This window comes from Bacillus cereus group sp. BceL220, from assembly GCF_051776965.1.
GTDB lineage: Bacteria > Bacillota > Bacilli > Bacillales > Bacillaceae_G > Bacillus_A > Bacillus_A cereus.
The window spans coordinates 80,485-105,500 of record NZ_JBPWBC010000005.1 but is presented as its reverse complement, the minus strand read 5'-3'; the positions used below and the strand labels follow the sequence as shown (position 1 = coordinate 105,500).

Here is a 25,016-nt window from a genome sequence, read left to right as displayed (position 1 = left end):
AAGAATGAATGCTTTTTATTTTTATCTCGCTATTTGCCGGGCAGTAAGACTTCACCTCAAAATTCAGCGAAAGCAAAGAAATTAGGTGGGAGCTGATTAAAGTTTCACTTTATGATAGAGCAGAGTGTATCTTAACTTATTATGTTTTAAATTTTGCTGACCAAGGCAATACTGAGCCATAGTGAATGTAAAGTTGGAGGGCGAGCGTATATGTTTGATGAGGATGGGATTGTTTTAATTATGGAACCAGCTGATGAAAGAAACTTGAGGAGATTTATTTTTTCAGTGCCACAGTCAGTGTATGAAAAGAAGGGGATTACATTACACTATGGAGCAGCTATAGGACAAGGATATATGGATATAATTGAAGATATTATAAGCGTACATATAGAAATAGATGTTGTAACAATAATAGGGCATGTAAGAGTATAAATAGCTATTTGAAAAAGGTTGTAAGCAATTTAGCTAGAAGTTATGATAGAGAAAATTATAGACAATTATAAAGACGAAGGGAGTCTGAAATGAAAATAAAATCAATTTTATTAGTATTTATAGTTTCAATTGGTTTAATGGGATGTTCAATAGTGGAGGAAGGAAAGAACTCCATAGATTATGCTCAAAAGGCGACAGACTATGTAAATGAAATAAGCGCATTTGCAAATGAAGCACCGGCATTAGCAGAGAAAGCTATTAACGATGGGACAGCTCGAAAAGAATTAGAAACGAAGCTGAATGAAATTAAACAAGATATACCAGCTTTCAATGAATTAACGCCACCAGATGTAGCGAAGGATCTTCATCAACAAATCGTTGGATATAATGAAAAGCTAAATTCGTTAATTGATACGTCTATGAAAAAGATAGAGGAAGGAAAAATGGACGTAGAGCAATTTAAAAACTCAGAGCTCATGCAGACGATAGATCAAGTTCGTGATTTGAAAGATAAGGTGCAAAATTTAGGTCAATAACAAAAAGCTCCGTTTGTAACAAACGGAGCTTTTTGTTATTGGATACAATAAACGATTACACCAACGATAATAATCATGTTGCCGATGAGTTTACGTTTCGTTATTTTTTCCCCTAGGAAATACCAACCGAAAATTAATATGATGATATAACTTAAGGATTCTAATGCTGATGCTTGTTTTAATTCCATGCCCTTCATGGCGATTACATTTAATCCAGCATTAAGTACAAATAAAGAGTAACCGATAATAACATAAGGATTCACATATTCTTTTATTCTAGAATCGTATTGTTGTAAAGTAGCTTTTTTTAATAATATTTGTGAGTAATTTGCTAAAATTATCCCGAAAATAAACAATAGCATATAACTATTCATCTTTTGTCACCACCACAATTCCGACGATAATAATAGCTGCACCAAGTAAATGATTCCACTGAATTGTATCTCCAAATAGAAATACTGACCAAAGCATTGACCATAGTATAATAATCCCTCGATGTGAATATGCTTTTGAAATTTCGAAATGTTTAATTACTTGTTGCCATAAAATTGCATATCCGAATAAAAGTATAACTAGTCCGAAATAAGCAACAAAAAATGAGATTGAAGCAATTGGAAATTGAGCTGCCCATTTCATGTAAACCATAATGATAGAATATATCAAAAAAGCTACATGTAAAAATACATAATTTTTAATAGTTGGTTTCATTTATTCACTCTCTTTTACATATAAATATCTATTTATATCTGTTTTTTTAATGATAGATATAGAAATATATTTTGTTTAATCTTTCACATTCCAAATTATATAGTATCATGGCTTTTATTGTAAAACAATAGAAGCCATGCATTCATTTTTTCCAAGATTCTACAATATGTATCGTTTTATTTGTTGCATCCAACTCTACTTGAACACCGAAAGGTATAGTAATCATTGGATGTGTATGACAACAATCGAAGTCAGCTAGAAAAGGAATTTTTTGATTTTGAAGTACTTCCAACAGTATTTCAAAAGGTTTTCGATTTGTACCACAATCATCAAATTGCTCATGTTTTCCAAGAATGATACCTGAAATTTTATCAAATACACCGTTAATTTTAAGGAATGAAAAGCTTCTTTCGATAGTAGCTGCATCTTTTGAACTGTCCTCAATAAAGAGAATATCGCCTTCTTGAATATGTGGCATATAGGGGCTAGCCCAAATTCCTTGTATCGTGTTTAAATTCCCGCCAATAATACGCCCAGTAGCTTTTCCTTCAATTACTGAAATCCAATTGTTTGGTCGAAGTTCTTTCTCCTTCGTCTTTTCTTCCCAATTAATAAATTCATCTGACCAAAATAATGGTTGTTTTATATGATAAGGAAGAGATTGATCATGTAGTAAAGTTTCTGCAAAATATTTGTATGTGCAGTTAACAAAAGGTTCAAATTCGCCAAAGGAAGGGACGAGAGCGGGCCCATAAAATGTAGGGATTCCTGTTTTAGCATAAATTCCTAGTAATAAAGCAGTTGCATCTGAATATCCAATCATTATTTTAGGGTTATTTAGAAAAGCGTCATAATCAATATAAGGTAATATTGAATTTGAATTCATCCCACCAATTGTTGACATAATACAAGAAATATTAGGGTTTCTTATCAAGGCATTTAGTTCATCAGCACGCTCTTGTATACTACCAGAACGATAAAAATCATATCGACCTGTTAATGAACCTTCTAATATACGAAACCCTTTCTGTTGAAAGTAAGATTTTGCTCGTTCAAATCTTTTTGGAGAAGTGTAGGTTACTGGTGAAGAAGGGGAGTAGATCCCAATTGTGTCTCCATATTTTAATGATTTTGGAAGTAGCATTTGTATGAATCCCTTCTATTAAATAGTTTATTTACAAGATTTTATTGTTGAATATTCTTATATTTCAGTATTATAAGTGTAACATAAACAAATTAAAATAATAATTCCTGTATATGAATAAATATACTTTTTACCTTGACTGTATAAAGGAATTGTTGTTAAGGTTAAATGTGAGTGTATAAAAGGTTTGCTAAAGGAGTTTTGAAATGAATCGGTTAAAATGGGGAAGGATGACAGTCCTATTAGTCATTATTTTAGGGATATGTTGGTTCTTATTCCAAGGAAATCAAAAGAGCGTAGCGAATGTAGAAGGACAACCTTTGCAAGTGGCAGAACTACCTAAAGCAGGATTTACTGAAAAAGTAGTCCCGCCAAAGTACATCCCACCAGAAATTAACGCAAAAGCGGCTATGATTATCGATGCGAGTGATGGAGATATTATTTATCAATATAATGAAAATGAAGCTTTTGCACCGGCTAGTATGTCTAAGATGATGACAGCGTATCTCCTACTAGAGAGTATACATAACGGGAAAGTTCGCTGGGAAGATCCAGTTAAAATGAGTGCGAAGGCGGCACAAACAGAGGGAGCGAGAATCCCAGTACAAGTTAATGACACATTAACTGTTAAAGATTTATATCATGCATTAATGATTGAGTCAGCTAATAATTCAGCTGTGGCTTTAGCAGAACATATGGCAAAATCGGAGAAAGATTTCGTTCAGCTTATGGATGCAAAAGCGAAACAGTTAAAAATGTCGGAACATGCTAAATTTGCAAATGCTTCTGGATTACAAGAGCCAGATGGAAGTGAAACAAAAATGACGGCTGGTGATGTAGCACAATTGGCGTATCATCTTATAAAAGATTATCCGGAAATATTAGAAGTGACTCATTTACGTCAAAGTCAGCTAGCATTTAATAATATTAATGTTATAAGCACAAACGACATGTTAAATAAAAATAATAAAAGTTTATATATAGAAGGAATGGACGGACTAAAGACTGGATTTACAGATAGCGCAGGATACTGTTTTACGGGGACTGCAAAGCAAGGTGATAATCGAATTATTACAGTGGTCATGGGGACATCAAGTAAAACAAAACGTTTTACAGAGACAAATAAGTTAATGTCGTATGCATTTGGATTAGTTAATTAAGTAAGTAAAATACGAATCTAGATCGCTACATAAGTAAGACTGTTTGTTGTTACTAATTTTAGATAACAACAAACGGTCTTTTTATTTTAACTTTAAAAAGGAAAAAGATTCTAAATACAAGTGTTATCATTTGAGTTTATTTGTTGCTGTGATATTATAAAGTTATAAGCTTATTAATAATAAGTTTGAGGGGCGTAATATGACATATACATATGAAATAGCCTCAATTGAAAATTGGAGGGAATTATGATGGCAAAAGATTTTTACTCAGCAATTGAAGACAGAAGATCTATTTATGCAATTAGTAAAGAGCAAGTAGTTTCTGATGAAAAAATTCAAGAAGTGATTTATCATGCTGTAAAACATACACCTTCAGCTTTTAATTCTCAAAGTGCTCGCGTTGTTGTTTTATTAGGAGAACAACATGATAAATTATGGGATATTACGAAAGAAACATTAAGAAAAATTGTACCTGAAAATAACTTTGCACCTACTGAAGAAAAAATGAATGCATTTAAAAGTGGTTATGGAACGGTTTTATATTTTGAAGACAGTGAAGTTGTGGAAGGCCTTCAAGCAAACTTTGCATTATATAAAGATAATTTCCCAACTTGGTCTCAGCAATCATCAGGAATGTTACAATTTGCAATTTGGACAGCTTTAGAAATTGAAGGGTTTGGTGCTACGTTGCAGCATTACAATCCGCTAATTGATGAAGAAGTGAGAAAAGAGTGGGATGTTCCAGTAAATTGGAAGCTCACTGCGCAAATGCCATTTGGTAAACCGGTAGTACATGCTGGTGAAAAAGAATTCCAACCGTTAGAAAACCGTGTGAAAATTTATAAATAAAATAATTTGATAAAAGGTGAACAGGAATATAACCTGTTCACCTTTTTTATACGTAATAAGGGTTTTTTTGTCCAGCATTTTTCATCTGATTTTTTAATTCATTTTTACGTATTTCAATAGCTGATACTTTTTGTAATGTTATCATTGAAACGAATTGAATAAAAGCATAGTATAGCTCTATATTTTTTTGTATTGGATCATCTATTATATTTCTCACAAATATGCCTCCTCTTTTTATTTCAATAAAACTCGGCATGAATGGGAAGTCCGAGTGGTGAGGACTCTAATAATCATTGGGGATGGATAAAAGCCCTATTGGTTAAAGTTTTACTTTATAAGGGAATGAAAAAATATCAGTTCGCTAAAATTTCAATTTATTTAGATGTGTATATAATACTATAAATATCCTATAAATTCCATGGTTAGAAAAATAGAACAGTTGGTATGATGTGTGTTTTCTTTAAAGGAGAAATGGTTTTTGTGAAATAAATCTTACAATTCGTCAAATTATTTCAAAATTGTAGATAGTATAGAAATTTAGTTTTCTAAAAATATTATACTATTGATAAATAGAGTGATTTTTGTCATGATGAAAGTATACTTCATGTAAGGAGCTTTATAAGGAAATACATAATGTGGTTTGTATTAGGTTAATAGAATTTTTTATAGAAGATAGAAAAGGGATGTTTTATATTGAGATATTAAATGAAATGTCGAATTTTCATGCGATATATAAGAAATTTGAAAAAATCATTGCAAAAACACTATAATTAATGATAAAGTTCACATGAAGTTCACACGGATTTCACTTTGTTCATTTAAAATGAACTCTGTGTGAAAAATAAAACTCTTGCTAAAAAATGGAACTGGATGAATATTTTACTTTGATAATATTGTAAAGTATTAAAGTTTTAAGTTTTTTTTAAGAGGATAGTAGGGAAAGGAAGTAAAGACAACTTATGAAAAAAGTAATTGCAGGTTTAGCAGCAGCTTCTGTAGCTGGCGTTGCAGTTCCAGGAATGGATTCTGCTCATGCACAAGTTTCAAATGAAGCGCTAAAAGAAATTAATGGACAAACTCAAACTCAAACGACTGTAACTGAAACAAAAACTGTAGAAACAACTTCTGAATTAAAATACACAGTAACTGCTGATGTATTAAATGTTCGTTCAGGTGCTGGTACAGGACATAACGTTATTTCTAAAGTGAAATCAGGTCAAGTGCTACAAGTAGTTGGACAAGAAAACGGTTGGTTCAAAGTAAACGTAAATGGTCAAACAGGTTATGTAAGTGGTGACTTCGTAACGACTGGTGGCAAAACAGGAACGACTGTTCAACAAGGAACAGGTACTTACACAGTAAACGTTTCTTCACTTAACGTACGTACAGGCCCAAGTACATCTCATACAGTATTAGGTTCTGTAAACAAAGGTAAAACAGTACAAGTTGTAGGTGAAGTACAAGATTGGTTTAAAATCAACTTCAATGGTGGAACTGGATACGTAAGCAAAGACTTCGTAACAAAAGGTGGTTCTGCTGTATCTAACGAAACACAACAACCAACTACAAACAACAATACTACAACAGTTCAAACTGGTGGTTCTTATGTTGTTAACACTGGTGCTTTAAAAGTACGTACAGGCCCAGCTACATACAACGCTGTAATCGGTGGAGTAACAAATGGTAAAGTACTAAACGTTACTGGCGCTGAAAATGGCTGGTACAAAATTAACCATAACGGCCGCACGGGTTACGTAAGTGCAGACTTCGTTAAGTTTGTAAAAGGCGGAGTAAACAACGTTACAAATAACAATAACGTTACAAATAACGTTCAACAACCAGGTAAAGACGTACAAAAACCAACAACAGGTGGAGATACATCTTCAATCGCTGGATTCGCTAGATCTTTAAAGGATTCACCATACAGAACTGCTGGTACAACACCTGATGGTTTTGACTGCAGTGGATTCATTCACTACGTATTAAATCAAACTGGTCATAAAGGCGCTCGTCAAACAGTTGCTGGATACTGGAGCTCTAAAACAAAAACTAGCAATCCACAACCAGGTGATTTAGTATACTTCCAAAATACTTATAAATCAGGTCCTTCTCACATGGGTGTTTACTTAGGAAACGGTCAGTTCATTAGTGCAGAAACAGATGCAACTGGTGTACGTATTAGTTCTGTAAGTAACTCTTACTGGAGCAAGCACCTATTAGGTTACACAAAAGCATACTAAGAAAAAGTAGTTTTATATACTTTTCGTATAGAGAAAAGGCTTTCCAAGGAAACTTGGGAAGCCTTTTTATAGTTGTATAAATTGGAAGTTTAATAGTTTTTATTTTAAATTTCCATTTAAAAATCGATCATATAAGTCATGGAAATAGTTAGGACGAAATAAGTTCGCTGCATGTCCTGCTAAAGGTATTTCCTTATATAGAACGTTAGGTAAAATAGATTTCAAATCAAATAGACAAGATTTATAGAGATGATCATGCTCTCCCATTACCCATAGTATAGGGTGAGGAAGTGATTTTAATTTAGACTTTAAATCGAATTCTAACCGATGTCGTAATGACTGGGCAATAATGGATGAATGTAATTGTAATCCGAAACGGTAGTAAATATTTCTTGAAATGACTGCAAACGGATTTGCTTTTAGTATACCACTTGGAAAAATAGTATTTGCGTATTGAGAGAGCCATTTAGAGTATTCATCCCCTCGCTTCTCCCAAAAATTTTGGAATACGCTATATAAGCGAGAAGGGTTATTGTAATGTCCTCCAATATGACAAATACTTAATACTTTTTCTGGATGCATTTGTGCAAAAATTGTAGAGATGTAACAGCCGTAACTTAGCGCACAAATATGAGCTTTTTTAATACCTTCTTGTTCATATAAGTTTAATAATTGATCTACGAGACGTTGTAATGAAAAGTCGATTGCTTCTCCTTTATCATCACCGTGACCTAATAAGTCATAAGTTATAATGTTGTAGGAGGCAGAAAATCGTTTTTGCTCCTTTTTGAAGGCGCGACGATTGCCAACTAATCCATGAATAAAAATAATTGTTTCCTTTTCAGAATGTATATTTGTTTGCAAAAAGGATACTCCTTTCACTAACTGGAGATTTATATCGTGTTTTAAATTATTTATCTATAATTCACATAGAATAATATTAAGTACCAGGTAATAATATCAGATGTTTATATCTGTTGTAAAGATGAGTTTTTATGTATATTTTGTAAAAATAGAAAAAGTGTGTTTACATTCAGTTTACATTTGTATCGTATTCTAATTTTAGCAAGAACAGTTTGGTTTAACACGAGGAGATGAACAGGAATGGAAGTTAGAAATGAAATGAAGAAAAAAGGGAGCTGGAGGCAGTTTTTACGCCTTATTCAAGATACAAATCCTCCGAAAGGAATTTTAGTTTTTGCGTTATTAATGAGTTTGCTTTCTACGGGAGCGAGTTTATTTATTCCTATGCTAACAAAAGGATTAGTAGATAATTTTTCGCTTTCTTCAATTAGTGCAGGACAAATTGTTGGGTTAGTTGCTTTCTTTGTAATGCAAACTATTGCGGCAGGGTTGTCTATATATTTACTCAATTATATTGGGCAGAAGATTGTAGCGGGACTAAGAGAACGTTTGTGGAAAAAGGTACTTATCTTGCCGGTATCTTATTACGATCAAAATAGAACAGGTGATACCATTAGCCGTATGACGAATGATACAGGTGTTGTGAAAACGTTAATTTCTGAGCATTTGTCAAACTTATTAACAGGTGGTATTTCAATTGTTGGATCGTTAATTGTATTATTTGTGTTAGATTGGAAAATGACTGCGTTACTTTTAACGGTTATTCCGTTGTCTGTATTAATTCTAGTTCCACTTGGACGAAAAATGTATAAGATTTCAAAAGCGCTTCAAGATGAAACGGCATCTTTTACAAGTGTGTTAACGCAAGTGTTATCAGAAATTCGTTTAGTGAAATCTTCAAATACAGAAAAAAGAGAATATGAAACGGGTAATACAGGTATACAAAAGTTATTACAATTTGGTTTGAAAGAAGGAAAAGTGCAAGCATTAATTTCGCCAGTTATGTCGTTTGTTTTAATGGCACTACTTGTTATTATCGTAGGATATGGCGGGATGAGAGTTTCTAGCGGTGCATTAACAACTGGTGAACTTGTAGCGTTTATTTTGTATTTAGTTCAAATTGTAATGCCGATGAGTCAATTATCTATGTTCTTTACACAATTCCAAAAGGCAATTGGTGCAACGGAAAGAATTAGTACGATTTTAGAATATAAAGTAGAAGATCATGAAACTGGTGTGAAAGTGACAAATGCTAAGCAGCCGATCGTTCTTGAAAATGTACATTTTGAGTATAACGAAGAAGAGCAAGTTTTAAAAAATATTGATTTCATAATTGAATCTGGAAAAGTGACAGCGATTGTAGGACCAAGTGGTAGTGGGAAAACAACGTTATTCTCATTACTGGAACGTTTTTATGAGCCAACTAGTGGTGCCATTAAATTAGGAAAAGAATCAATTACGAGTTATTCATTACAGTCATGGCGACGTCAAATCGGTTACGTATCACAAGATAGTCCGTTAATCGATGGAACGATTCGTGATAATATTTGTTACGGCGTTGAAGGTGAAGTAACGGATGAAGAAATTGAAAAAGTAGCAGCAATGGCATATGTTGATGCATTTATTCATGACTTACCAAACGGTTATGCAACAGAAGTTGGAGAACGCGGTGTGAAGCTTTCTGGTGGACAAAGACAGCGAATTGCCATTGCCCGAGCGTTACTTCGAAATCCGCAAATTCTTATGCTCGATGAGGCAACTTCAAGCTTAGATAGTAAATCTGAGTCTGTCGTTCAAAAAGCGTTAAATAACTTAATGAAAGGCAGAACAACGTTAGTGATTGCGCATAGACTTTCTACTGTTGTAGATGCAGATAAAATTATCTTTATTGAAAAAGGGAATCTTACAGGTAGTGGTACGCATGATGAATTATTACAGACGCATGATATGTATCGTGAGTTTGCAACGCAACAATTGAAAATTAAAGAGGGTGCATTTTAAAAAAATATATTAGATGCTAAGTAGAAAGGAAATGGTTCCTTTGATACCTAAAATGTTAATAGTAGACGACGATCCACACATTAGGGAACTCGTTTCTGTATTTTTAGAACGAGAAGGTTTTCAAACATATGAGGCAATTGATGGAGTAGATGCACTTCGGAAAATGGATGACGTAAAAGTCGATATGGTTATTCTTGATATCATGATGCCAAATATGGATGGATTTGATGTATGTTTTGAATTAAGAAAATACTATGATATCCCGGTTCTGATGCTAACTGCCAAAGGGGAAACATCACAAAAAGTAAAAGGATTTCACCTTGGGACAGATGATTATCTTGTAAAGCCATTTGACCCTATAGAACTAGTAGTGAGAGTAAAGGCATTATTGAAACGTTACCAAATTACAGTTTCACAATCGATTCAAGTTGGAAATGTATTATTAAATCGTAAAACATTCGAAGTTACATCTGGAGAACAAACGGTTATGTTACCGTTAAAAGAATTTGAGCTGCTTTTTACTTTAGGGTCTAAATCGGGAAGAACTTGTTCGAGAGACCAATTAATTGAAGAAATATGGGGATATGATTTTGAAGGGAATGAACGTACACTAGACGTTCATATTAATCGGTTACGTGAGAAGTTTCAAGAAGAGCAGTCGAAATTTAGTATTAAAACAATAAGAGGATTAGGGTATCGCTTAGAGGTAAGTAAATGAGAAAAAGAAAACGAATGAGTAAGTTGAAGATGCTGAAAGTATTTGGAGCGGTATTAGCGCTCTTTTCTTTTCTTACTATCATTTGGTCTATCGCATTTTATGTAGCAACTAGTATATTGAATGCTTTTGACGTAAACGTATCGCCATTTGTTGCCTTTCTAATTAGTGATATGGTCGGTTTTGTATTTATTATTCTTATTTGGACATTAATTGGAATATTAATGAGGCCAAAACGAGAGGCAATGATTTGGACTATTATTGAACCGATACAAAAAATTGCAAAAGGAGACTTCTCCGTAAAAATACGAAATGAAGAAAAGTATGATGGAGAAATTGGTGTGCTCGTAAAAAGTATAAATGATATGACAGATGAACTGAATACGATGGAGAAAATGAGACAAGAATTTGTATCGAATGTTTCTCATGAAATACAGTCACCATTAACTTCTATAAAAGGGTTTGCTAGAGCACTACAAGACGATAATCTTTCTGAGGAAAAAAGAAAACATTATCTTACCATTATTGAAACTGAAACAACGAGATTATCTAAACTAAGTCAAAACTTATTGAAGCTAACTCTTTTAGAATCAGAAGAGTATATACCAGAAAGAGTGAGTTATCGATTAGATCAGCAGTTAAAGCAAATTGTGTTAAATAGTGAACCGCTCTGGGCTGAAAAAGAAATCGAGTTAGAACTAGATTTAGAAAAAGTACATGTTATTGCTGACCAAGAAAGTATGAGTCAAGTGTGGATTAATTTAATTCATAATAGTATTAAATTTACTCCAAGCGGTGGCACGATTACTATCCAGTTAAAGGAACATGAAACAGTAGTGGAAGTGCGCATCCATGATTCGGGAATCGGTATATCAGAAGAACAGAAACAACATATTTTTGAGCGTTTTTATAAAGCGGATTCTTCACGAAATCGTGCCTATGGAGGAAGTGGCTTAGGTTTAGCTATTGTAAAGAAAGTACTCGACCTTCATCAAGGAGAGATAAAAGTAGAGAGTGAAGAAGGAAATGGAACAGAATTTATTGTGTGTATTCTTAATTATGAAGAAAAATAGTGTTAGAAGGAGAGCCTTCTAACACTATTTTTCTTTAAAAATGCATTTACCGTTACTGCAATTATATTGATAAGCTTTTCCTTCGCTATTCATACGGTATGAGTAATCAGATTCTTTATCGTTCTTAAAGTCAACGTATGCTTCTGCACCGTTTTTATCGTCATCTATATCAATGAATTGAACGTTTCGTATAGAATAATCTTTCTTTTCTCTTAAACCTCTTCCTTGCAAGTTTGTATGAATACCATCTACTAACTGGTCAAACAAAGACCAGTTTAAATTAAGATGTTCAAATGACTCAGTATGTCTTCCTAAAATACCGTTGTCTTGTATTATTTTTTTATTATCATCGTATGTATAAGAGTATGTAAAATATGGTTCGTCTTTATATACTACTGTTGCATAATAGCCAATATTATAAATGGGAGTATATTTTCCGGTTATGTCTTGTATTTCTTCTTGCTTATAACCTTTTTTAATATGGAGATAATTGCTAGTATCTTTTTCTATTACTTTATAATTTAGTGGATTACCAAATATAAAGTACAGGGCAAACAATATGATAAATAGTCCGACTGCAGTTAGTAACAAGACCCATTTTTTTCTTTTCATACACATACACTCTCCTATGCTGGATTTGTTTTTATTTTACATGAATAATGGTAAAAACATGAAACTTATAAACAAAAACTTTCTATAGTTACCTACAAGTAACCTACGCACATGAAAGTGCATCATTGCCTTTTTACATAAACATAGATACAATTCTAATATAATACATAACTGAGATGATTAAGGAGTGTTATACTTGGCAGAATTATTACAAGGTAAAAATGCTTTAATTACAGGAGCAGGTAGAGGGATTGGTCGCGCTGTAGCAATCGCATTAGCGAAAGAAGGTGTAAATGTAGGCTTATTAGCTCGTTCAGAAGAAAACTTAAAAGCTGTAGCGAAAGAAGTAGAAGCAGAAGGTGTAAAAGCTGTTATTGCAACTGCTGATGTTTCTTCATACGAAGAAGTGACTACTGCGATTGAAACGTTAAAAAATGGTTTAGGATCTATCGATATTTTAATTAATAACGCTGGTATTTCTAAGTTCGGTAAGTTTTTAGAATTAGATGTTGCTGATTGGGAAAAAATCATTCAAGTAAACTTAATGGGTGTATATTATGCAACTCGTGCTGCTTTACCAAGCATGATTGAACAACAATCTGGTGATATCATTAACATTTCATCTACAGCAGGACAAAAAGGTGCACCTGTAACAAGTGCATATAGTGCTTCTAAATTTGGTGTCCTTGGCCTAACAGAATCGTTAGCGATGGAAGTTCGCAAACATAACATTCGTGTAACAGCTTTAACTCCAAGTACAGTAGCGACTGATATGGCTGTAGATTTAGGATTAACTGATGGAAACCCTGATAAAGTAATGCAAGCAGAAGATATTGCAGAATTTATCGTAGCGCAGCTGAAATTAAATAAACGTACATTTATTAAATCTGCTGGGCTTTGGTCTACTAATCCATAGGAAGTAAATTTAACTTTAAAAGAAGGGATATCTATTCTGTAAGGGGTAGATGTCCCTTCTTTATTTTTTGTATTCGAGACAGAATTTTCGGTATAATCAAAAGTGAATGCTAGAAAGCATTGGAAAATTGAAAGGGGTGATATTTGCATGAGTGGAATTGAGAAATGGACGGCTGTTGATCAATATATGAGTGATGTATTAATACCGAAAGATTCTACATTAGAAGGGGTTCTTCAAACTAATGCTGCAGCTAATTTGCCAGCACATGATGTATCACCAACGCAAGGGAAGTTTTTACAACTGTTAGTACAAATTCAAGGGGCTCGTAATGTTTTAGAAATTGGCACGCTAGGCGGGTATAGCACGATATGGCTTGCTAGAGCATTGCCATCTGGAGGCCGAGTTGTTACATTGGAAGCAAGTGAAAAACATGCTGAAATTGCACGTAGCAATATTGAGCGTGCTAATTTGACTGATAAAATTGAAATACGAACAGGATTAGCGTTCGATTCTTTACAACAAATAGAAAACGAGAAGTATGAACCGTTTGATTTTATTTTTATAGATGCTGATAAACAAAATAACCCTGCTTATTTTGAATGGGCACTAAAACTATCACGACCGGGTACTGTAATTATTGGGGATAACGTAGTACGTGAAGGAGAAGTTATTGACAATACTAGTACCGATCCTCGTGTACAAGGGATACGTCGTTTCTATGAATTAATAGCTGCTGAGCCACGTGTTAGTGCTACAGCGCTTCAAACTGTCGGAAGTAAGGGATACGATGGATTTGTAATGGCAATCGTAAAAGAATGAGGTAAGGAGATAGATAGAATGAAAAAGATGTTTGAAAAATTATAACATGTATCTTGTATAACGAGATTAGCTCGTGGGCCTCCGACATACATAACACTATATTATATATCAAAAAATTGGAGGCTATAAGTAGATGAGAACTGAAAAAGAAATGCTAGACTTAATTATTAATACAGCAAAAGAGGATGGAAGAATTCGAGCAGTTATCATGAATGGATCGCGTGTAAATCCAAATGTGAAAAGAGATTGTTTTCAAGACTATGATATTATGTATGTTGTAAATGATATACAATCTTTTACGTCTAATCATAATTGGGTTCATAGATTTGGAGAAATAATGATAGTACAAATGCCAGAAGAAATGTCGTTAGTTCAACCAGATGAAGATGGGAAGTTTCCGTATTTAATGCAGTTCATGGATGGGAATCGGATTGATTTAACGCTAGTTCCAGTTGAGTTAATAAAAAAGTTCGTTGGACAAGATAGTTTAAGTAAATTACTTCTCGATAAAGATAATTGTATGGAAGGATTCCCGCCAGCAAGCGATAAAGATTACTTAATAAAAAAGCCTACAGAAAAAGAGTTTTTGGATTGTTGTAATGAATTTTGGTGGTGTAGTACGAATGTGGCAAAAGGGCTATGGAGAGAAGAGCTTTCTTATGCAAAAGGAATGCTTGAGGGACCAGTGCGAGATATGTTCATCGTAATGCTAGAATGGTATATTGGTATGAAAACAGATTTTACAGTTAATGCAGGGAAGTTTGGAAAGCATTTCGAGCAATATATTGAAAAAGATATGTGGGTGCAATTTAAAAGAACATTTTCTAATGCAGAATATGAAAACATATGGGAGTCATTCTTTGTCATGGGTGATTTATTTAGGGAAGTGGCGAACGAAATCGCTAACAAATATGAATATCAATATCCGCAAGATGATGATGATAAAGTGACGAACTATTTAAAACATGTGAAAGCTTTGCCAAAAGATAGTACATCGATTTATTAATAATAGTAAGCAGTAAGACTGTCCTAATTAAGGACAGTCTTATTTTTGTTTATGAATAACAATTTCTCTAACAAAGTGCAGATGAATCACATATGAAAATTTAGGGAGGTTTTTTATCATGTATTATTTTTATTCGCCAGAAATGTTTGCTCCATATCAATGGGGACTAGAACGAGATGTTTCGTATGCTTATATGCCATATAACTCATTTTATTATGGAGACTATATAAGCGCATTGCCATACGCATATATCCCTCAAAGCTATGAAGTACAAATGAAAGCAGATGATCGTGGATCGTGGACACCATTTACATGGGTTGAAAAATATGCGTACGCATTTTCAGGACCGTATAATAAAGCGGAAGTAGCTCTTACATTTGATGATGGACCAGATTCAGAATTCACGCCAAAAATATTAGATAAGTTAAAACAACATAATGTAAAAGCTACTTTTTTCTTACTTGGTGAAAACGCAGAAAAATTTCCGAATGTAGTAAAGCGTATTGCAAATGAAGGGCATGTAATTGGTAATCATACGTACAGTCATCCGAATTTAGCGAAAGTAAATGACGCTGAGTACCGTAATCAAATTATAAAAACGGAAGAAATATTAAAACGTTTAGCCGGCTATGCTCCTAAATTTATACGTCCACCGTATGGTGAAATACTTGAAAATCAATTGAATTGGGCAACTGAGCAAAATTTTATGATTGTACAGTGGAGTGTTGATACAGTTGATTGGAAAGGTGTAAGTGCCGATACGATTACAAATAATGTGTTAGGGAATTCATTTCCAGGTAGTGTCATACTGCAGCATTCTACTCCAGGTGGGCATTTACAAGGATCTGTTGATGCACTAGACAAAATCATTCCGCAGTTAAAAACGAAAGGGGCACGTTTTGTAACACTTCCAAGTATGTTCCAGACATCGAAAGAAAGAAAGTGAATGTGTTATAAATTGGAAAAATAAGGGTTGTGTCGTATAATGAAAGTGTAAGTTAGGGGGGGGATATAATTGATTGATGCACTAGTAAACATAGGAATAAGCATATTGATTGGTATTATTTTTATACTTGCGGCAATTATTCTTCAAAAAAATCCACCGACCGATATTAATGCGGCATATGGTTATCGCACGAAACGATCTATGAAAAATAAGGAATTATGGGATGCGGGTAACAGGTATAGTGCAGAAGTGATGAAGCAAAACGGATTTATCATGATGTTAATTGGAAGTGTTATTAGTATACTGTTTAGATATCCACATACAATAATAGCGATTATAGTGGTTATGCTGTTATTAATCATTCGTTTATTTATACAAGTAGAGAGTAGATTAAAAATACTTGAACAATAATAAAAAATAGGACTCTACGCAATATTATGCTAGGAGTCCTATTTTATTTATAAACTATTATTTTTTAATAATTCTTTTCCTTGCTCTATAACAAATTCATAGTATGCAAGATCATACGGATAAATATCTTCAAATGTTATCGTAATCGGTGTATTGTTTAAGACTGAAATAGTCGTTAAAGATGAAATCTCTCCTTTTAATAGTTGTAGAAAAGAAGTTGCATGTACTTTCATCACATCGTCTACTTCTTCACCTGGTGCGAATGGAAGTGGATTGATGACGTTGTGAAAATACATATGACAAAACTCGCGATCAGTAAGATTTGAAATTTCATAATCTATTTTAAAGATTCCCTTGTATGTTAAATCATTAGTTTGAAAGGAAAGCCCTAATTCTTCCTCAATTTCACGAAGACCACCAATTTGTACATCTTCATCATGCATAATATGTCCAGCTGAAGTAATATCCCATATACATGGAGCTTCTTTTTTATTTTTAGAGCGTAATTGGAAATATAAAAACATATCTTCATTATCTTTTTCTACAAACCAGCAATGAAATGTTTCGTGCCAATCGCCGTCACGATGCACTTCATCACGTAATTTCTTCCCAAGTGTATTTCTTTCAGAATCAAATATTGTTAACCACTCTGTCATTTTAATTCCCCTTTCCTCAAATTTTATTATACAATATTTGTATTGAATTTTGGGAAAATAAAGAAAAAGGAGTGGTTATAAGTGGGGATCGAGCGTACGGAAATAAAATCGATTATTTCAACAGAGGAAGAGTTACGGAAAATATTGGGGCAACCAAGTGAGCGAGCGTTGAAAAAAGTCATTTCATCATTAGACCACCATTGCGTAGATTTTCTTTCTAAATCTCCTTTTCTAGTATTATCCACTGGAAATAAGTTGGGGGAGTGTGACGCCTCGCCGCGAGGAGATGCACCTGGATTTGTATACGTACTCAATAATAATAAAATTATCATTCCAGAAAGACCAGGAAATCGTCGTATAGACTCCATTTTGAATATTATTTCAAATCCACATGTAGGACTAATCTTTTTTATTCCAGGTCTTGGGGAGACACTCAGAATAAATGGCCGAGCGTATATTACAAACGACGAAGAAATTTTGAAAGAAATGCAGGCGAATGGACGCAATCCGTTGCTTGGAATTGTTGTTGAAATAGAAGAGTGTTATATTCATTGTGCAAAAGCGTTTATTCGTTCTAAGATGTGGGATCCAGAATCTTGGTTAAATAAAAAAGAGTTACCATCAGCAGCAAAAATGTTGCTGGAGCATGCGAAAGTGAATACTTCAGAAGAAGATGTTGCACGTTCTTTAGAAGAAAGTTATACAAAAAGATTGTATTAAAAATTTTATTAATATAGTTTTGTAGAGCGGATATGTACGGGTTTTAGAATGGGGAATTTATATATGAACCGTTGATTTATAAACTGGAGAAATAACAAAATAGGTAAATTGAGTGGCGGTTGCATAATGATATTGTGAAATATAATAAAAAAAATTCTTGAAAATAGTTAGTAAAAATAGGCTTGCTTTTTAAAAAGTTGATAACTATAATAAATTAACAAATAGACATGAACGAAAAAGTAACGATAAGGACAAGAAATCATTTTTACGGTTTACAGAGAGGGAAGCCAAGGGTGTGAGCTTCCTAACACGAGAAATGATTTTACCACCTTTGAACTTCAATAGTGAACGAGTAATCTAGTAATTATTGACGGTATCAGCCGTTATCTGAACTTGAGCAATCTAGGGAGAAATACGTCTAGATTGGAACAAGGGTGGAACCACGAAAACACATTCGTCCCTTTCCTAGGGATGAGTGTGTTTTTTTACGGATTTAGAGATTGAAAATTTAAAATAATTAAAAAATAGTATTGATTTTGTTTTTTATGCGAGTATAATGAGTTAACAAATAAACATGAACGAAAAAGTAACGATAAGGACAAGAAATCATTTTTACGGTTTACAGAGAGGGAAGCCAAGGGTGTGAGCTTCCTAACACGAGAAATGATTTTACCACCTTTGAACTTCAATAGTGAACGAGTAATCTAGTAATTATTGACGGTATCAGCCGTTATCTGAACTTGAGCAATCTAGGGAGAAATACGTCTAGATTGGAACAAGGGTGGAACCACGAAAACACATTCGTCCCTTTCCTAGGGATGGGTGTGTTTTTTTTATTACTTTGAAGGGAGGTGCGGTAGCATGAAACTATTTATAAGTACGGAAATAACCACCACCTGCATGACAAAAAAGCAGAGTAAGGTGATTTATAGGTGTAACAATTAAACTTTTAGGAGGAGATTAGAAGATGAATAACGTTATAAATGTTGGGGTATTAGGTTTAGGTACGGTCGGAAGTGGTGTTGTTCATATTTTGAAAGAACATTATAAAAAAATCGCTCTTGATACAGGATACGCAGTGAAAGTGAAAACAGTCGTTGTACGTGATTTGGAAAAAGAACGCGATGTTTGTATTGACGGAATTGCAGTCACAAGTCATGTAGATGAAGTTCTAAATGATTCAAATATTGATATTGTAGTAGAGGTAATGGGCGGAATTGAAGAAGCAAAACAGCATATTGTTAAGGCTTTAGAAAATAAAAAACATGTCGTAACAGCAAATAAAGATTTAATGGCTGTATATGGTGCAGAGCTTCTTCAACTGGCAAACGATAATGATTGTGATTTATGTTATGAAGCGAGCGTAGCAGGCGGTATTCCAGTGTTAAGAGGACTAACTGACGGGCTAGCATCAGATCAAATTGAAAAAATAATGGGAATTGTAAATGGTACAACAAATTATATGTTAACAAAAATGAGTCAAAATGGGTGGTCTTATGAAGAGGCTTTACAGGAAGCGCAAAAATTAGGTTTTGCAGAATCGGATCCGACAGCAGATGTAGATGGACTAGATGCGGCGAGAAAGGTAGCAATTCTTGCAAACTTAGGTTTTTCGATGAATGTTTCATTAGATGATGTGCAAGTAAGAGGGATTCGAAAGGTCGAAAAAGAAGATTTACAAATGGCTGAAAAGTTAGGATTTACTATGAAGTTAATTGGGAAAGCAGAAAAACAAGGATCAGCCATTCATTTAAGTGTAGAACCGACACTTTTACCAAGTCGTCATCCATTATCGAATGTAAATAATGAATTTAATGCAGTATATGTTCACGGTCAAGCGGTAGGAGAAGTAATGTTTTACGGACCTGGAGCTGGAAAGTTGCCAACTGGTTCTGCTGTAGTAAGTGATATTATTTCCATCGTTAAAAATATGAATCAAGTGCCGAAAAATAAAAGTGCGTTAAAAGAACCAGTTCCTTATGAATTACAAGGTGATGAAGAAGTAGTTTCGAAATATTTCTTGCGTATTTCATTACGAGATGAGCCTGGGATGTTACAAAAAATAACAGAATGTTTCGTTAATTACTCTGTGAGTTTAAAAGAAGTTATTCAATTACCTTTAAACCGTGAACTGGCAGAAGTTGTTGTTGTGACACATCGAACTTCCAAGTATCAATTCGAACGAGTTTTAGGAGCGATAGAAGCTGTCGCAAGTGAAATAAACAGTTACTACATTATTGAGGAGGAAAAACAATATGTATAAAGGACTATTGAAACAATATGCTTCTTATTTACCGGTGAATGAAAACACACCTGATGTCAGTTTAATGGAAGGAAATACACCTCTTATTCCGTTATTAAATATATCAAAGCAATTAGGGATTCAGCTATATGGTAAGTACGAAGGAGCGAATCCGACAGGTTCTTTTAAAGATCGTGGTATGGTGATGGCAGTTGCTAAGGCGAAAGAAGAAGGTTCAGAAGCAATCATTTGTGCATCAACAGGTAATACATCAGCATCAGCTGCAGCATATGCGGCACGTCTTGGGATGAAATGTATAATCGTAATCCCTGAAGGAAAGATTGCGCATGGAAAATTAGCGCAAGCGGTCGCTTATGGAGCTGAAATTATTTCAATAGAAGGGAATTTCGATGATGCACTTAAGGCTGTAAGAAATATTGCTGCAGAAGAGCCGATTACATTAGTAAATTCAGTGAATCCTTATCGAATTGAAGGACAAAAAACAGCAGCATTTGAAATTTGTGACCAATTGCAAAATGCACCAGATGTTCTAGCTATCCCTGTTGGGAACGCAGGGAATATTACAGCATATTGGAAAGGCTTCTGTGAATATGAGAAAGAAAAAGGTTATAAGAAGCCAAGAATTCATGGCTTTGAAGCAGAAGGAGCAGCGGCAATTGTAAAAGGGCATGTAATTGAAGAGCCTGAAACAATTGCAACAGCAATTCGCATTGGTAACCCAGCAAGTTGGTCGTATGCAGTAGAGGCTGCCGAGCAGTCTTGTGGTGAAATAGATATGGTATCAGATGAAGAAATTTTACATGCGTATAGGTTATTGGCAAAAACTGAAGGAGTTTTCGCTGAACCGGGATCAAATGCTTCATTAGCTGGCGTAATTAAACATGTTAAATCTGGAAAAATCAAAAAGGGAGAAACAGTTGTTGCAGTATTAACTGGAAATGGTTTGAAGGATCCTGATATCGCTATTTCTTCAAATCAACTAGACATCGCAAGTTTGTCAAATGATATAGAACAGATTAAAGATCATATTAAAGGGGTGATTATGTCGTGATACCACTAAGTGTTCGTGTCCCTGCTAGTACGGCAAATGTTGGTCCTGGATTTGATTCAGTTGGAATAGCTTTGTCATTGTATTTAGATGTGGTGGTTAAAGAAAAAGCTGATAAATGGCAAGTAATCCATTCCTTTGAAGAATCAATTCCGACAGACGATAAAAATTTAATCGTTAGCACGGCATGTAAAGTATGTCCTTCTATATCACCCCATATAATAGAAGTTACTAGTAATATCCCATTAACAAGAGGGCTAGGAAGTAGTGCATCAGCGATTGTAGCTGGGATAGAGCTTGCGAATCAACTAGGCAATTTGAACTTAACTGCTGATCAAAAAGTTCAAATTGCTACAAATTTTGAAGGACATCCTGATAATGTTGCTGCTTCTATATTAGGTGGAACTGTAATCGGAGCACTTGATGGAAAGGATATTTCCGTCGTAAGAATTGAGAGCAAGGAATTAGGGGTAATTTCTCTTATTCCGAATGAAGAATTAAATACAGATGAAAGTCGATCTGTATTACCAAAGATGTTTCCGTTTCATGAGGCAGTTAAAGCTAGTGCGATAAGTAACGTATTAGTAGCTGCATTATGTCAAAAGCGGTGGGAAGTTGTAGGTGAAATGATGGAGAGAGACCATTTTCACGAGCCATATCGTTTAGAACTCGTACCGTTATTACCATCTATTCGTAAATGCGCAAAAGAATTTGGTGCGTACGGCACAGCACTTAGCGGTGCGGGACCATCTATTTTTATATTAACGCCATATGAGAAACGTCAAGAAATCGCTGAGCAATTAGCGAGAGTATTTACAGATATGAAAGTATGTGAGCTTGAAATCGACCATAAAGGTATTATTGTAAATAAGCAAGAGCATATTGGATCGTAAAGAAAGCTGGCATGGCTAGCTTTCTTTACGTTGCAAACCTATTTTAAATTAGGTTTTTTCGGGAAAAAATATAAAACAAATGTTGATTTTGAATAATGTAAGTAAAGAGTGCATTCATTTTGGAGGTGATTAAATGAATAAAGAGTCACCAGAAGAAAAAAGAGAGCGTATGAGACAAAGTGAATTAAAAAGTAATCCTACGGGTTCTTTACATGACGGACTCAATAGAGCGGAAACAGGTAGTCCAGTTGATATAGCAGGCGGTATGAATTGGAAAGGTACAGGGATAATCATTTTAGTACTACTTTTAGGATACATTGTATACACTTGTTTTTTCAGTTAAAGAATGCTTGTTAAAATTTTGATTTGTTTAGTTTCATAATTGTTGAGAAAAAATGCAGTTACTGTATTACATATCTTCTAAGCGAATTATAGTTGTTTATATCAACTTTTAATACTCCAAATAGAGCTAGCAAAATGCTAGCTCTATTATTTTTTTGCCACATTCCTGTAACAAACCACCTGTATATTCATTGGTGGAGGTGCAGAGGATGAAAAAAATGATAGCGATATGTCTTCTAACAACTATGCCATTTTCGACTTTAGTCGGTTGTGACGTAAAAGGTAGTAATGCTGTACAAGAGTCTAAAATAAAGAAATCGACGTATAAAGATTTTACTTATGATGTAAATCCAGAAACATTCACATTAACTGTAGAACATGAGGGGGTAAAGGAACAGGCATCACAACCCCTACCGAAAATGAAGGTATCGAATGTAAAAAAAGAAAAGGATCGTACATCGTGGGAATATCCAGATCAAAAAGTAAAAATAAAATTAGAAAAGAAAAAAGACCACTTAAACATTGAAGTGGAATCGACTGGTGCAGAAAGCTTTACATGGCCGAAAGTAGAAGCTGAAAATTATACACTTCCGTTATGGGAGGGTAAGCAAATTCCGAGCAATGATGAGAATTGGAAGAAGTTTTTAAAGGATGATGCATATTCATTTGCTGAATCATTTTCTATGAAGTTTTTCGCTTTAAATGGTTCGAAATATTCAATTGTATATATTGCAAACAATATGTTTAATAATGAATTGAAATTTCATTCGGATCCGAAAATAGGATTTGATTTTACACATGAATTTCCGAGCATAAATAAAAATAAAACATATGGATTTCAATTATATGTGACAAATAATGATGCGGTAAGCATTGCTAAACTGTATAAGGATGATATTGTTCGAAAAGGTGAATTTAAAACATTACAAGAAAAGGCTAGAAAAAATAAAGAAATCGAAAAGTTATATGGAGCGGCGCATTTTTATTTTTGGAATCAAAATGGTTTATCAGAAAATAATATAAATTGGCCAAAACTAAGGGAGCAAATAAATAGCCCGCTGTTTAGTCATATAAAAGAACTTATTCAAAAGAATAGTTCAGAGCCTGGGGAACTGAATGTATTAGATCAAGTAAGTAAACAAGATTTCATTGATAAGTATCAAAAAAATGTTATTTTACGTTATATAAACGAAGTATTATCCATGAAGGAATTTTATAAAGAGGATATTTTTCAAAACGTTGATCAGGAAGCTAGTGTGCTATTAAAGAAAGGTGTAGGTCACTTAACGAACACAGAATTGTATAGCTTAAATAAGCATTTATTAAAGTCGCTACTTGGTGATGCGGTTGAAGAGGTAAGTAAATGGGGTAATGCAGATGGAACGGACATACTAAAGGAAATGAAAGAGGTAGGAATAGAAAAAGCGTGGATTGGTCTGCCGAACTGGGAACAAGGATTTATGCAACCTAATTTCGTGACAAAAGCGAAGGAAATGGGGTATTTAGTTGGTCCGTATGATTCATATCATTCCATTCACGAAAAAAGTGATAAAAATTGGAACACAGCATCCTTTAATGACCCATCATTATATGAAGAGGCTACTGTAACGAAGAAAAACGGAGAAAAGGTGCAAGGCTTTTTAGGCAGAGGTCGCAAGTTAAACCCGACTTTATCGCTGCCTAGTGTAAAGGAACGCATGAATGATATATTACAAAATGGTCCTAAATATAATTCATGGTTTATTGATTGTGATGCGACAGGTGAAATTTACGATGACTATTCAGCGAAACATATAACGACACAAGAGCAAGATTTAAAAGCACGTTTAAAACGAATGGACTACATTGCGCAAGAAAAGGGTATGGTCGTTGGTTCTGAAGGTGGAAATGATTTTGCTAGTAGTACGATTGCATTTGCACACGGAATTGAAACACCTGTTATTAAATGGGACGATGAAGATATGCGGAAAAATAAAACAAGTCCGTATTATGTCGGTGGATATTGGTCACCAAATCAAAATGTTCCCGAAAAATATGCAAAACAAGTACCATTGAAAGAAGAATATAAACAAGTGTATTTAAACCCAGTATATTCGGTACCATTATATAAATTAGTATACAATGATTCCGTTATTACAACGCACCATTGGGAATGGGGAAGTTTAAAGGTAAAAGATGAAGTTGGAAATCGAATGCTGTCTGAATTATTGTATAATGTTCCTCCGTTGTACCATTTAGATGAAGTAGAGTGGAATAAACATAAAAAAGAAATTACAGAGCATCTAAAAGTTTGGAATGAAGTTCATGAAAAAGCAGTAAAAGAAGAGATGACGAATTTTGCGTATTTGTCAGAAGATAAGCTAGTACAATCTGTTTCTTATGGAAAAAATATTAAAATCATTGTGAACTTCTCAAATGAAGACATGGAAGTAGAGAAAACGAAAATAAAAGCAAAGTCGGCTTTTATTGATAATCAGGGGAAGAAAAGCATGTATACGCCGTTTGAGAAATAATAACGTGAAATATACTGTATTCATAGAGGTTTTATCATTAGCTGGACTCTTTATTCATATCGTTTATCTGGAAAAAGATATCCTAATTTAAAATGAAAGAGTTAATGAATTTATAAATTTGCATGTTGCGAAGTGCTAAATTTTTGAAA

26 protein-coding genes and 2 other annotated features are annotated in these 25,016 nt (G+C 34.0%); of the genes, 19 read left to right on the top strand and 7 right to left on the bottom strand.

Annotated elements, in window-relative coordinates:
* The first annotated feature begins 210 nt into the window (after positions 1 to 210).
* The gene (locus tag ACS2FK_RS15380; protein WP_000459105.1) at positions 211 to 432 is read left to right on the top strand and encodes a hypothetical protein; all 222 of its coding nucleotides are present in this window, start codon (positions 211 to 213) and stop codon (positions 430 to 432) included.
* An 89-nt stretch (positions 433 to 521) separates the two neighbouring features.
* Positions 522 to 968 (top strand): DUF6376 family protein, encoded by a 447-nt coding sequence (locus ACS2FK_RS15375; RefSeq protein WP_000695205.1) that lies wholly within the window; start codon positions 522 to 524, stop codon positions 966 to 968.
* A 35-nt stretch (positions 969 to 1,003) separates the two neighbouring features.
* On the opposite strand, the gene ACS2FK_RS15370 is transcribed toward ACS2FK_RS15375, so the two are convergent.
* The 3 genes from ACS2FK_RS15370 to ACS2FK_RS15360 all read right to left on the bottom strand — a co-directional run bounded on the left by ACS2FK_RS15370 (position 1,004) and on the right by ACS2FK_RS15360 (position 2,820).
* Positions 1,004 to 1,342: an EamA family transporter gene (locus tag ACS2FK_RS15370; RefSeq protein WP_001089874.1), complete on the bottom strand. Its 339-nt coding sequence runs from the start codon at positions 1,340 to 1,342 to the stop codon at positions 1,004 to 1,006.
* Positions 1,335 to 1,676 (bottom strand): EamA family transporter, encoded by a 342-nt coding sequence (locus ACS2FK_RS15365; protein ID WP_000805130.1) that lies wholly within the window; start codon positions 1,674 to 1,676, stop codon positions 1,335 to 1,337. Before ACS2FK_RS15365 ends, ACS2FK_RS15370 begins: the two co-directional genes overlap by 8 nt.
* 142 nt (positions 1,677 to 1,818) lie before the next feature.
* Positions 1,819 to 2,820: a S66 family peptidase gene (locus ACS2FK_RS15360; protein WP_063547082.1), complete on the bottom strand. Its 1,002-nt coding sequence runs from the start codon at positions 2,818 to 2,820 to the stop codon at positions 1,819 to 1,821.
* A gap of 206 nt (positions 2,821 to 3,026) precedes the next feature.
* Between ACS2FK_RS15360 and ACS2FK_RS15355 the strand changes: the two genes are divergently transcribed.
* On the top strand, positions 3,027 to 3,980 hold the full coding sequence (locus ACS2FK_RS15355) for a D-alanyl-D-alanine carboxypeptidase family protein (protein ID WP_001080881.1): 954 nt from the start codon (positions 3,027 to 3,029) through the stop codon (positions 3,978 to 3,980).
* A gap of 246 nt (positions 3,981 to 4,226) precedes the next feature.
* The gene (locus ACS2FK_RS15350) at positions 4,227 to 4,829 is read left to right on the top strand and encodes a nitroreductase family protein (RefSeq protein WP_172794252.1); all 603 of its coding nucleotides are present in this window, start codon (positions 4,227 to 4,229) and stop codon (positions 4,827 to 4,829) included.
* 46 nt (positions 4,830 to 4,875) lie between these two features.
* On the opposite strand, the gene ACS2FK_RS15345 is transcribed toward ACS2FK_RS15350, so the two are convergent.
* Positions 4,876 to 5,046, bottom strand: coding sequence for a hypothetical protein (locus tag ACS2FK_RS15345; protein WP_063547083.1), 171 nt, complete (start codon positions 5,044 to 5,046; stop codon positions 4,876 to 4,878).
* Positions 5,047 to 5,788: 742 nt separating this feature from the next.
* Between ACS2FK_RS15345 and entFM the strand changes: the two genes are divergently transcribed.
* Positions 5,789 to 7,069, top strand: coding sequence for an enterotoxin EntFM (gene entFM / locus ACS2FK_RS15340; protein WP_063547084.1), 1,281 nt, complete (start codon positions 5,789 to 5,791; stop codon positions 7,067 to 7,069).
* Between the two features lie 99 nt (positions 7,070 to 7,168).
* On the opposite strand, the gene ACS2FK_RS15335 is transcribed toward entFM, so the two are convergent.
* The gene (locus tag ACS2FK_RS15335; RefSeq protein ID WP_023521720.1) at positions 7,169 to 7,933 is read right to left on the bottom strand and encodes an alpha/beta fold hydrolase; all 765 of its coding nucleotides are present in this window, start codon (positions 7,931 to 7,933) and stop codon (positions 7,169 to 7,171) included.
* A gap of 240 nt (positions 7,934 to 8,173) precedes the next feature.
* Here ACS2FK_RS15335 and ACS2FK_RS15330 point away from each other — a divergent pair, with 240 nt between their 5' ends.
* The 3 genes from ACS2FK_RS15330 to hitS are packed head-to-tail and all read left to right on the top strand — an operon-like array spanning position 8,174 to position 11,722.
* Positions 8,174 to 9,934, top strand: a complete 1,761-nt coding sequence (locus ACS2FK_RS15330) for an ABC transporter ATP-binding protein (protein ID WP_061660373.1) — start codon at positions 8,174 to 8,176, stop codon at positions 9,932 to 9,934.
* Positions 9,935 to 9,974: 40 nt separating this feature from the next.
* The gene (gene hitR / locus ACS2FK_RS15325) at positions 9,975 to 10,652 is read left to right on the top strand and encodes an envelope stress response regulator transcription factor HitR (RefSeq protein WP_063549284.1); all 678 of its coding nucleotides are present in this window, start codon (positions 9,975 to 9,977) and stop codon (positions 10,650 to 10,652) included.
* Positions 10,649 to 11,722, top strand: a complete 1,074-nt coding sequence (gene hitS / locus ACS2FK_RS15320) for an envelope stress sensor histidine kinase HitS (protein WP_063547085.1) — start codon at positions 10,649 to 10,651, stop codon at positions 11,720 to 11,722. The genes hitR and hitS overlap by 4 nt, the downstream gene beginning before the upstream one ends.
* A gap of 24 nt (positions 11,723 to 11,746) precedes the next feature.
* Here hitS and ACS2FK_RS15315 read toward each other — a convergent pair whose 3' ends face one another.
* Positions 11,747 to 12,340 (bottom strand): DUF3139 domain-containing protein, encoded by a 594-nt coding sequence (locus tag ACS2FK_RS15315; RefSeq protein ID WP_003270270.1) that lies wholly within the window; start codon positions 12,338 to 12,340, stop codon positions 11,747 to 11,749.
* 190 nt (positions 12,341 to 12,530) lie between these two features.
* Here ACS2FK_RS15315 and ACS2FK_RS15310 point away from each other — a divergent pair, with 190 nt between their 5' ends.
* The 5 genes from ACS2FK_RS15310 to ACS2FK_RS15290 all read left to right on the top strand — a co-directional run bounded on the left by ACS2FK_RS15310 (position 12,531) and on the right by ACS2FK_RS15290 (position 16,432).
* A complete protein-coding gene (locus tag ACS2FK_RS15310) occupies positions 12,531 to 13,250 on the top strand; it encodes a 3-ketoacyl-ACP reductase (RefSeq protein ID WP_000818985.1) in 720 nt (239 codons plus the stop codon).
* Between the two features lie 147 nt (positions 13,251 to 13,397).
* Positions 13,398 to 14,069: an O-methyltransferase gene (locus ACS2FK_RS15305; protein ID WP_063547086.1), complete on the top strand. Its 672-nt coding sequence runs from the start codon at positions 13,398 to 13,400 to the stop codon at positions 14,067 to 14,069.
* Between the two features lie 133 nt (positions 14,070 to 14,202).
* A complete protein-coding gene (locus ACS2FK_RS15300) occupies positions 14,203 to 15,075 on the top strand; it encodes an aminoglycoside 6-adenylyltransferase (RefSeq protein ID WP_001258527.1) in 873 nt (290 codons plus the stop codon).
* Between the two features lie 118 nt (positions 15,076 to 15,193).
* The gene (locus ACS2FK_RS15295) at positions 15,194 to 16,021 is read left to right on the top strand and encodes a peptidoglycan-N-acetylglucosamine deacetylase (protein ID WP_000291203.1); all 828 of its coding nucleotides are present in this window, start codon (positions 15,194 to 15,196) and stop codon (positions 16,019 to 16,021) included.
* 72 nt (positions 16,022 to 16,093) lie between these two features.
* Complete coding sequence (locus ACS2FK_RS15290; protein ID WP_025118474.1) at positions 16,094 to 16,432, top strand: SdpI family protein; 339 nt, start codon at positions 16,094 to 16,096, stop codon at positions 16,430 to 16,432.
* Between the two features lie 47 nt (positions 16,433 to 16,479).
* Here ACS2FK_RS15290 and ACS2FK_RS15285 read toward each other — a convergent pair whose 3' ends face one another.
* Positions 16,480 to 17,088, bottom strand: coding sequence for an NUDIX hydrolase (locus tag ACS2FK_RS15285; protein WP_023521722.1), 609 nt, complete (start codon positions 17,086 to 17,088; stop codon positions 16,480 to 16,482).
* Positions 17,089 to 17,169: 81 nt separating this feature from the next.
* Here ACS2FK_RS15285 and ACS2FK_RS15280 point away from each other — a divergent pair, with 81 nt between their 5' ends.
* The 6 genes from ACS2FK_RS15280 (at position 17,170) to ACS2FK_RS15255 (ending at position 24,867) form a co-directional block, all read left to right on the top strand.
* The gene (locus ACS2FK_RS15280) at positions 17,170 to 17,808 is read left to right on the top strand and encodes a pyridoxamine 5'-phosphate oxidase family protein (protein ID WP_000510726.1); all 639 of its coding nucleotides are present in this window, start codon (positions 17,170 to 17,172) and stop codon (positions 17,806 to 17,808) included.
* A gap of 233 nt (positions 17,809 to 18,041) precedes the next feature.
* Positions 18,042 to 18,273, top strand: a binding site (T-box leader).
* A gap of 115 nt (positions 18,274 to 18,388) precedes the next feature.
* Positions 18,389 to 18,620 (top strand) — a binding site (T-box leader).
* A 155-nt stretch (positions 18,621 to 18,775) separates the two neighbouring features.
* Positions 18,776 to 20,071, top strand: a complete 1,296-nt coding sequence (locus ACS2FK_RS15275; RefSeq protein WP_023521724.1) for a homoserine dehydrogenase — start codon at positions 18,776 to 18,778, stop codon at positions 20,069 to 20,071.
* Positions 20,064 to 21,122, top strand: coding sequence for a threonine synthase (gene thrC, locus ACS2FK_RS15270; RefSeq protein ID WP_000276434.1), 1,059 nt, complete (start codon positions 20,064 to 20,066; stop codon positions 21,120 to 21,122). The genes ACS2FK_RS15275 and thrC overlap by 8 nt, the downstream gene beginning before the upstream one ends.
* Positions 21,119 to 22,012, top strand: a complete 894-nt coding sequence (thrB, locus tag ACS2FK_RS15265; protein ID WP_063547087.1) for a homoserine kinase — start codon at positions 21,119 to 21,121, stop codon at positions 22,010 to 22,012. Before thrC ends, thrB begins: the two co-directional genes overlap by 4 nt.
* Positions 22,013 to 22,145: 133 nt before the next feature.
* Entirely contained in the window at positions 22,146 to 22,355 is a 210-nt protein-coding gene (locus tag ACS2FK_RS15260) for a DUF6366 family protein (RefSeq protein WP_063547088.1), read from the top strand.
* 208 nt (positions 22,356 to 22,563) lie between these two features.
* Positions 22,564 to 24,867 (top strand): glycoside hydrolase, encoded by a 2,304-nt coding sequence (locus tag ACS2FK_RS15255; RefSeq protein WP_053564716.1) that lies wholly within the window; start codon positions 22,564 to 22,566, stop codon positions 24,865 to 24,867.
* Positions 24,868 to 25,016 lie beyond the last annotated feature (149 nt).

Coding starts and splice junctions, on each gene's coding strand:
- ACS2FK_RS15380 (WP_000459105.1), top strand. CDS start 211: ATGTTTGATGAGGATGGGATTGTTTTAATTATGGAACCAGCTGATGAA.
- ACS2FK_RS15375 (WP_000695205.1), top strand. CDS start 522: ATGAAAATAAAATCAATTTTATTAGTATTTATAGTTTCAATTGGTTTA.
- ACS2FK_RS15370 (WP_001089874.1), bottom strand. CDS start 1,342: ATGAATAGTTATATGCTATTGTTTATTTTCGGGATAATTTTAGCAAAT.
- ACS2FK_RS15365 (WP_000805130.1), bottom strand. CDS start 1,676: ATGAAACCAACTATTAAAAATTATGTATTTTTACATGTAGCTTTTTTG.
- ACS2FK_RS15360 (WP_063547082.1), bottom strand. CDS start 2,820: ATGCTACTTCCAAAATCATTAAAATATGGAGACACAATTGGGATCTAC.
- ACS2FK_RS15355 (WP_001080881.1), top strand. CDS start 3,027: ATGAATCGGTTAAAATGGGGAAGGATGACAGTCCTATTAGTCATTATT.
- ACS2FK_RS15350 (WP_172794252.1), top strand. CDS start 4,227: ATGATGGCAAAAGATTTTTACTCAGCAATTGAAGACAGAAGATCTATT.
- entFM (WP_063547084.1), top strand. CDS start 5,789: ATGAAAAAAGTAATTGCAGGTTTAGCAGCAGCTTCTGTAGCTGGCGTT.
- ACS2FK_RS15330 (WP_061660373.1), top strand. CDS start 8,174: ATGGAAGTTAGAAATGAAATGAAGAAAAAAGGGAGCTGGAGGCAGTTT.
- hitS (WP_063547085.1), top strand. CDS start 10,649: ATGAGAAAAAGAAAACGAATGAGTAAGTTGAAGATGCTGAAAGTATTT.
- ACS2FK_RS15315 (WP_003270270.1), bottom strand. CDS start 12,340: ATGTGTATGAAAAGAAAAAAATGGGTCTTGTTACTAACTGCAGTCGGA.
- ACS2FK_RS15305 (WP_063547086.1), top strand. CDS start 13,398: ATGAGTGGAATTGAGAAATGGACGGCTGTTGATCAATATATGAGTGAT.
- ACS2FK_RS15300 (WP_001258527.1), top strand. CDS start 14,203: ATGAGAACTGAAAAAGAAATGCTAGACTTAATTATTAATACAGCAAAA.
- ACS2FK_RS15295 (WP_000291203.1), top strand. CDS start 15,194: ATGTATTATTTTTATTCGCCAGAAATGTTTGCTCCATATCAATGGGGA.
- ACS2FK_RS15285 (WP_023521722.1), bottom strand. CDS start 17,088: ATGACAGAGTGGTTAACAATATTTGATTCTGAAAGAAATACACTTGGG.
- ACS2FK_RS15275 (WP_023521724.1), top strand. CDS start 18,776: ATGAATAACGTTATAAATGTTGGGGTATTAGGTTTAGGTACGGTCGGA.
- thrC (WP_000276434.1), top strand. CDS start 20,064: ATGTATAAAGGACTATTGAAACAATATGCTTCTTATTTACCGGTGAAT.
- ACS2FK_RS15260 (WP_063547088.1), top strand. CDS start 22,146: ATGAATAAAGAGTCACCAGAAGAAAAAAGAGAGCGTATGAGACAAAGT.
- ACS2FK_RS15255 (WP_053564716.1), top strand. CDS start 22,564: ATGAAAAAAATGATAGCGATATGTCTTCTAACAACTATGCCATTTTCG.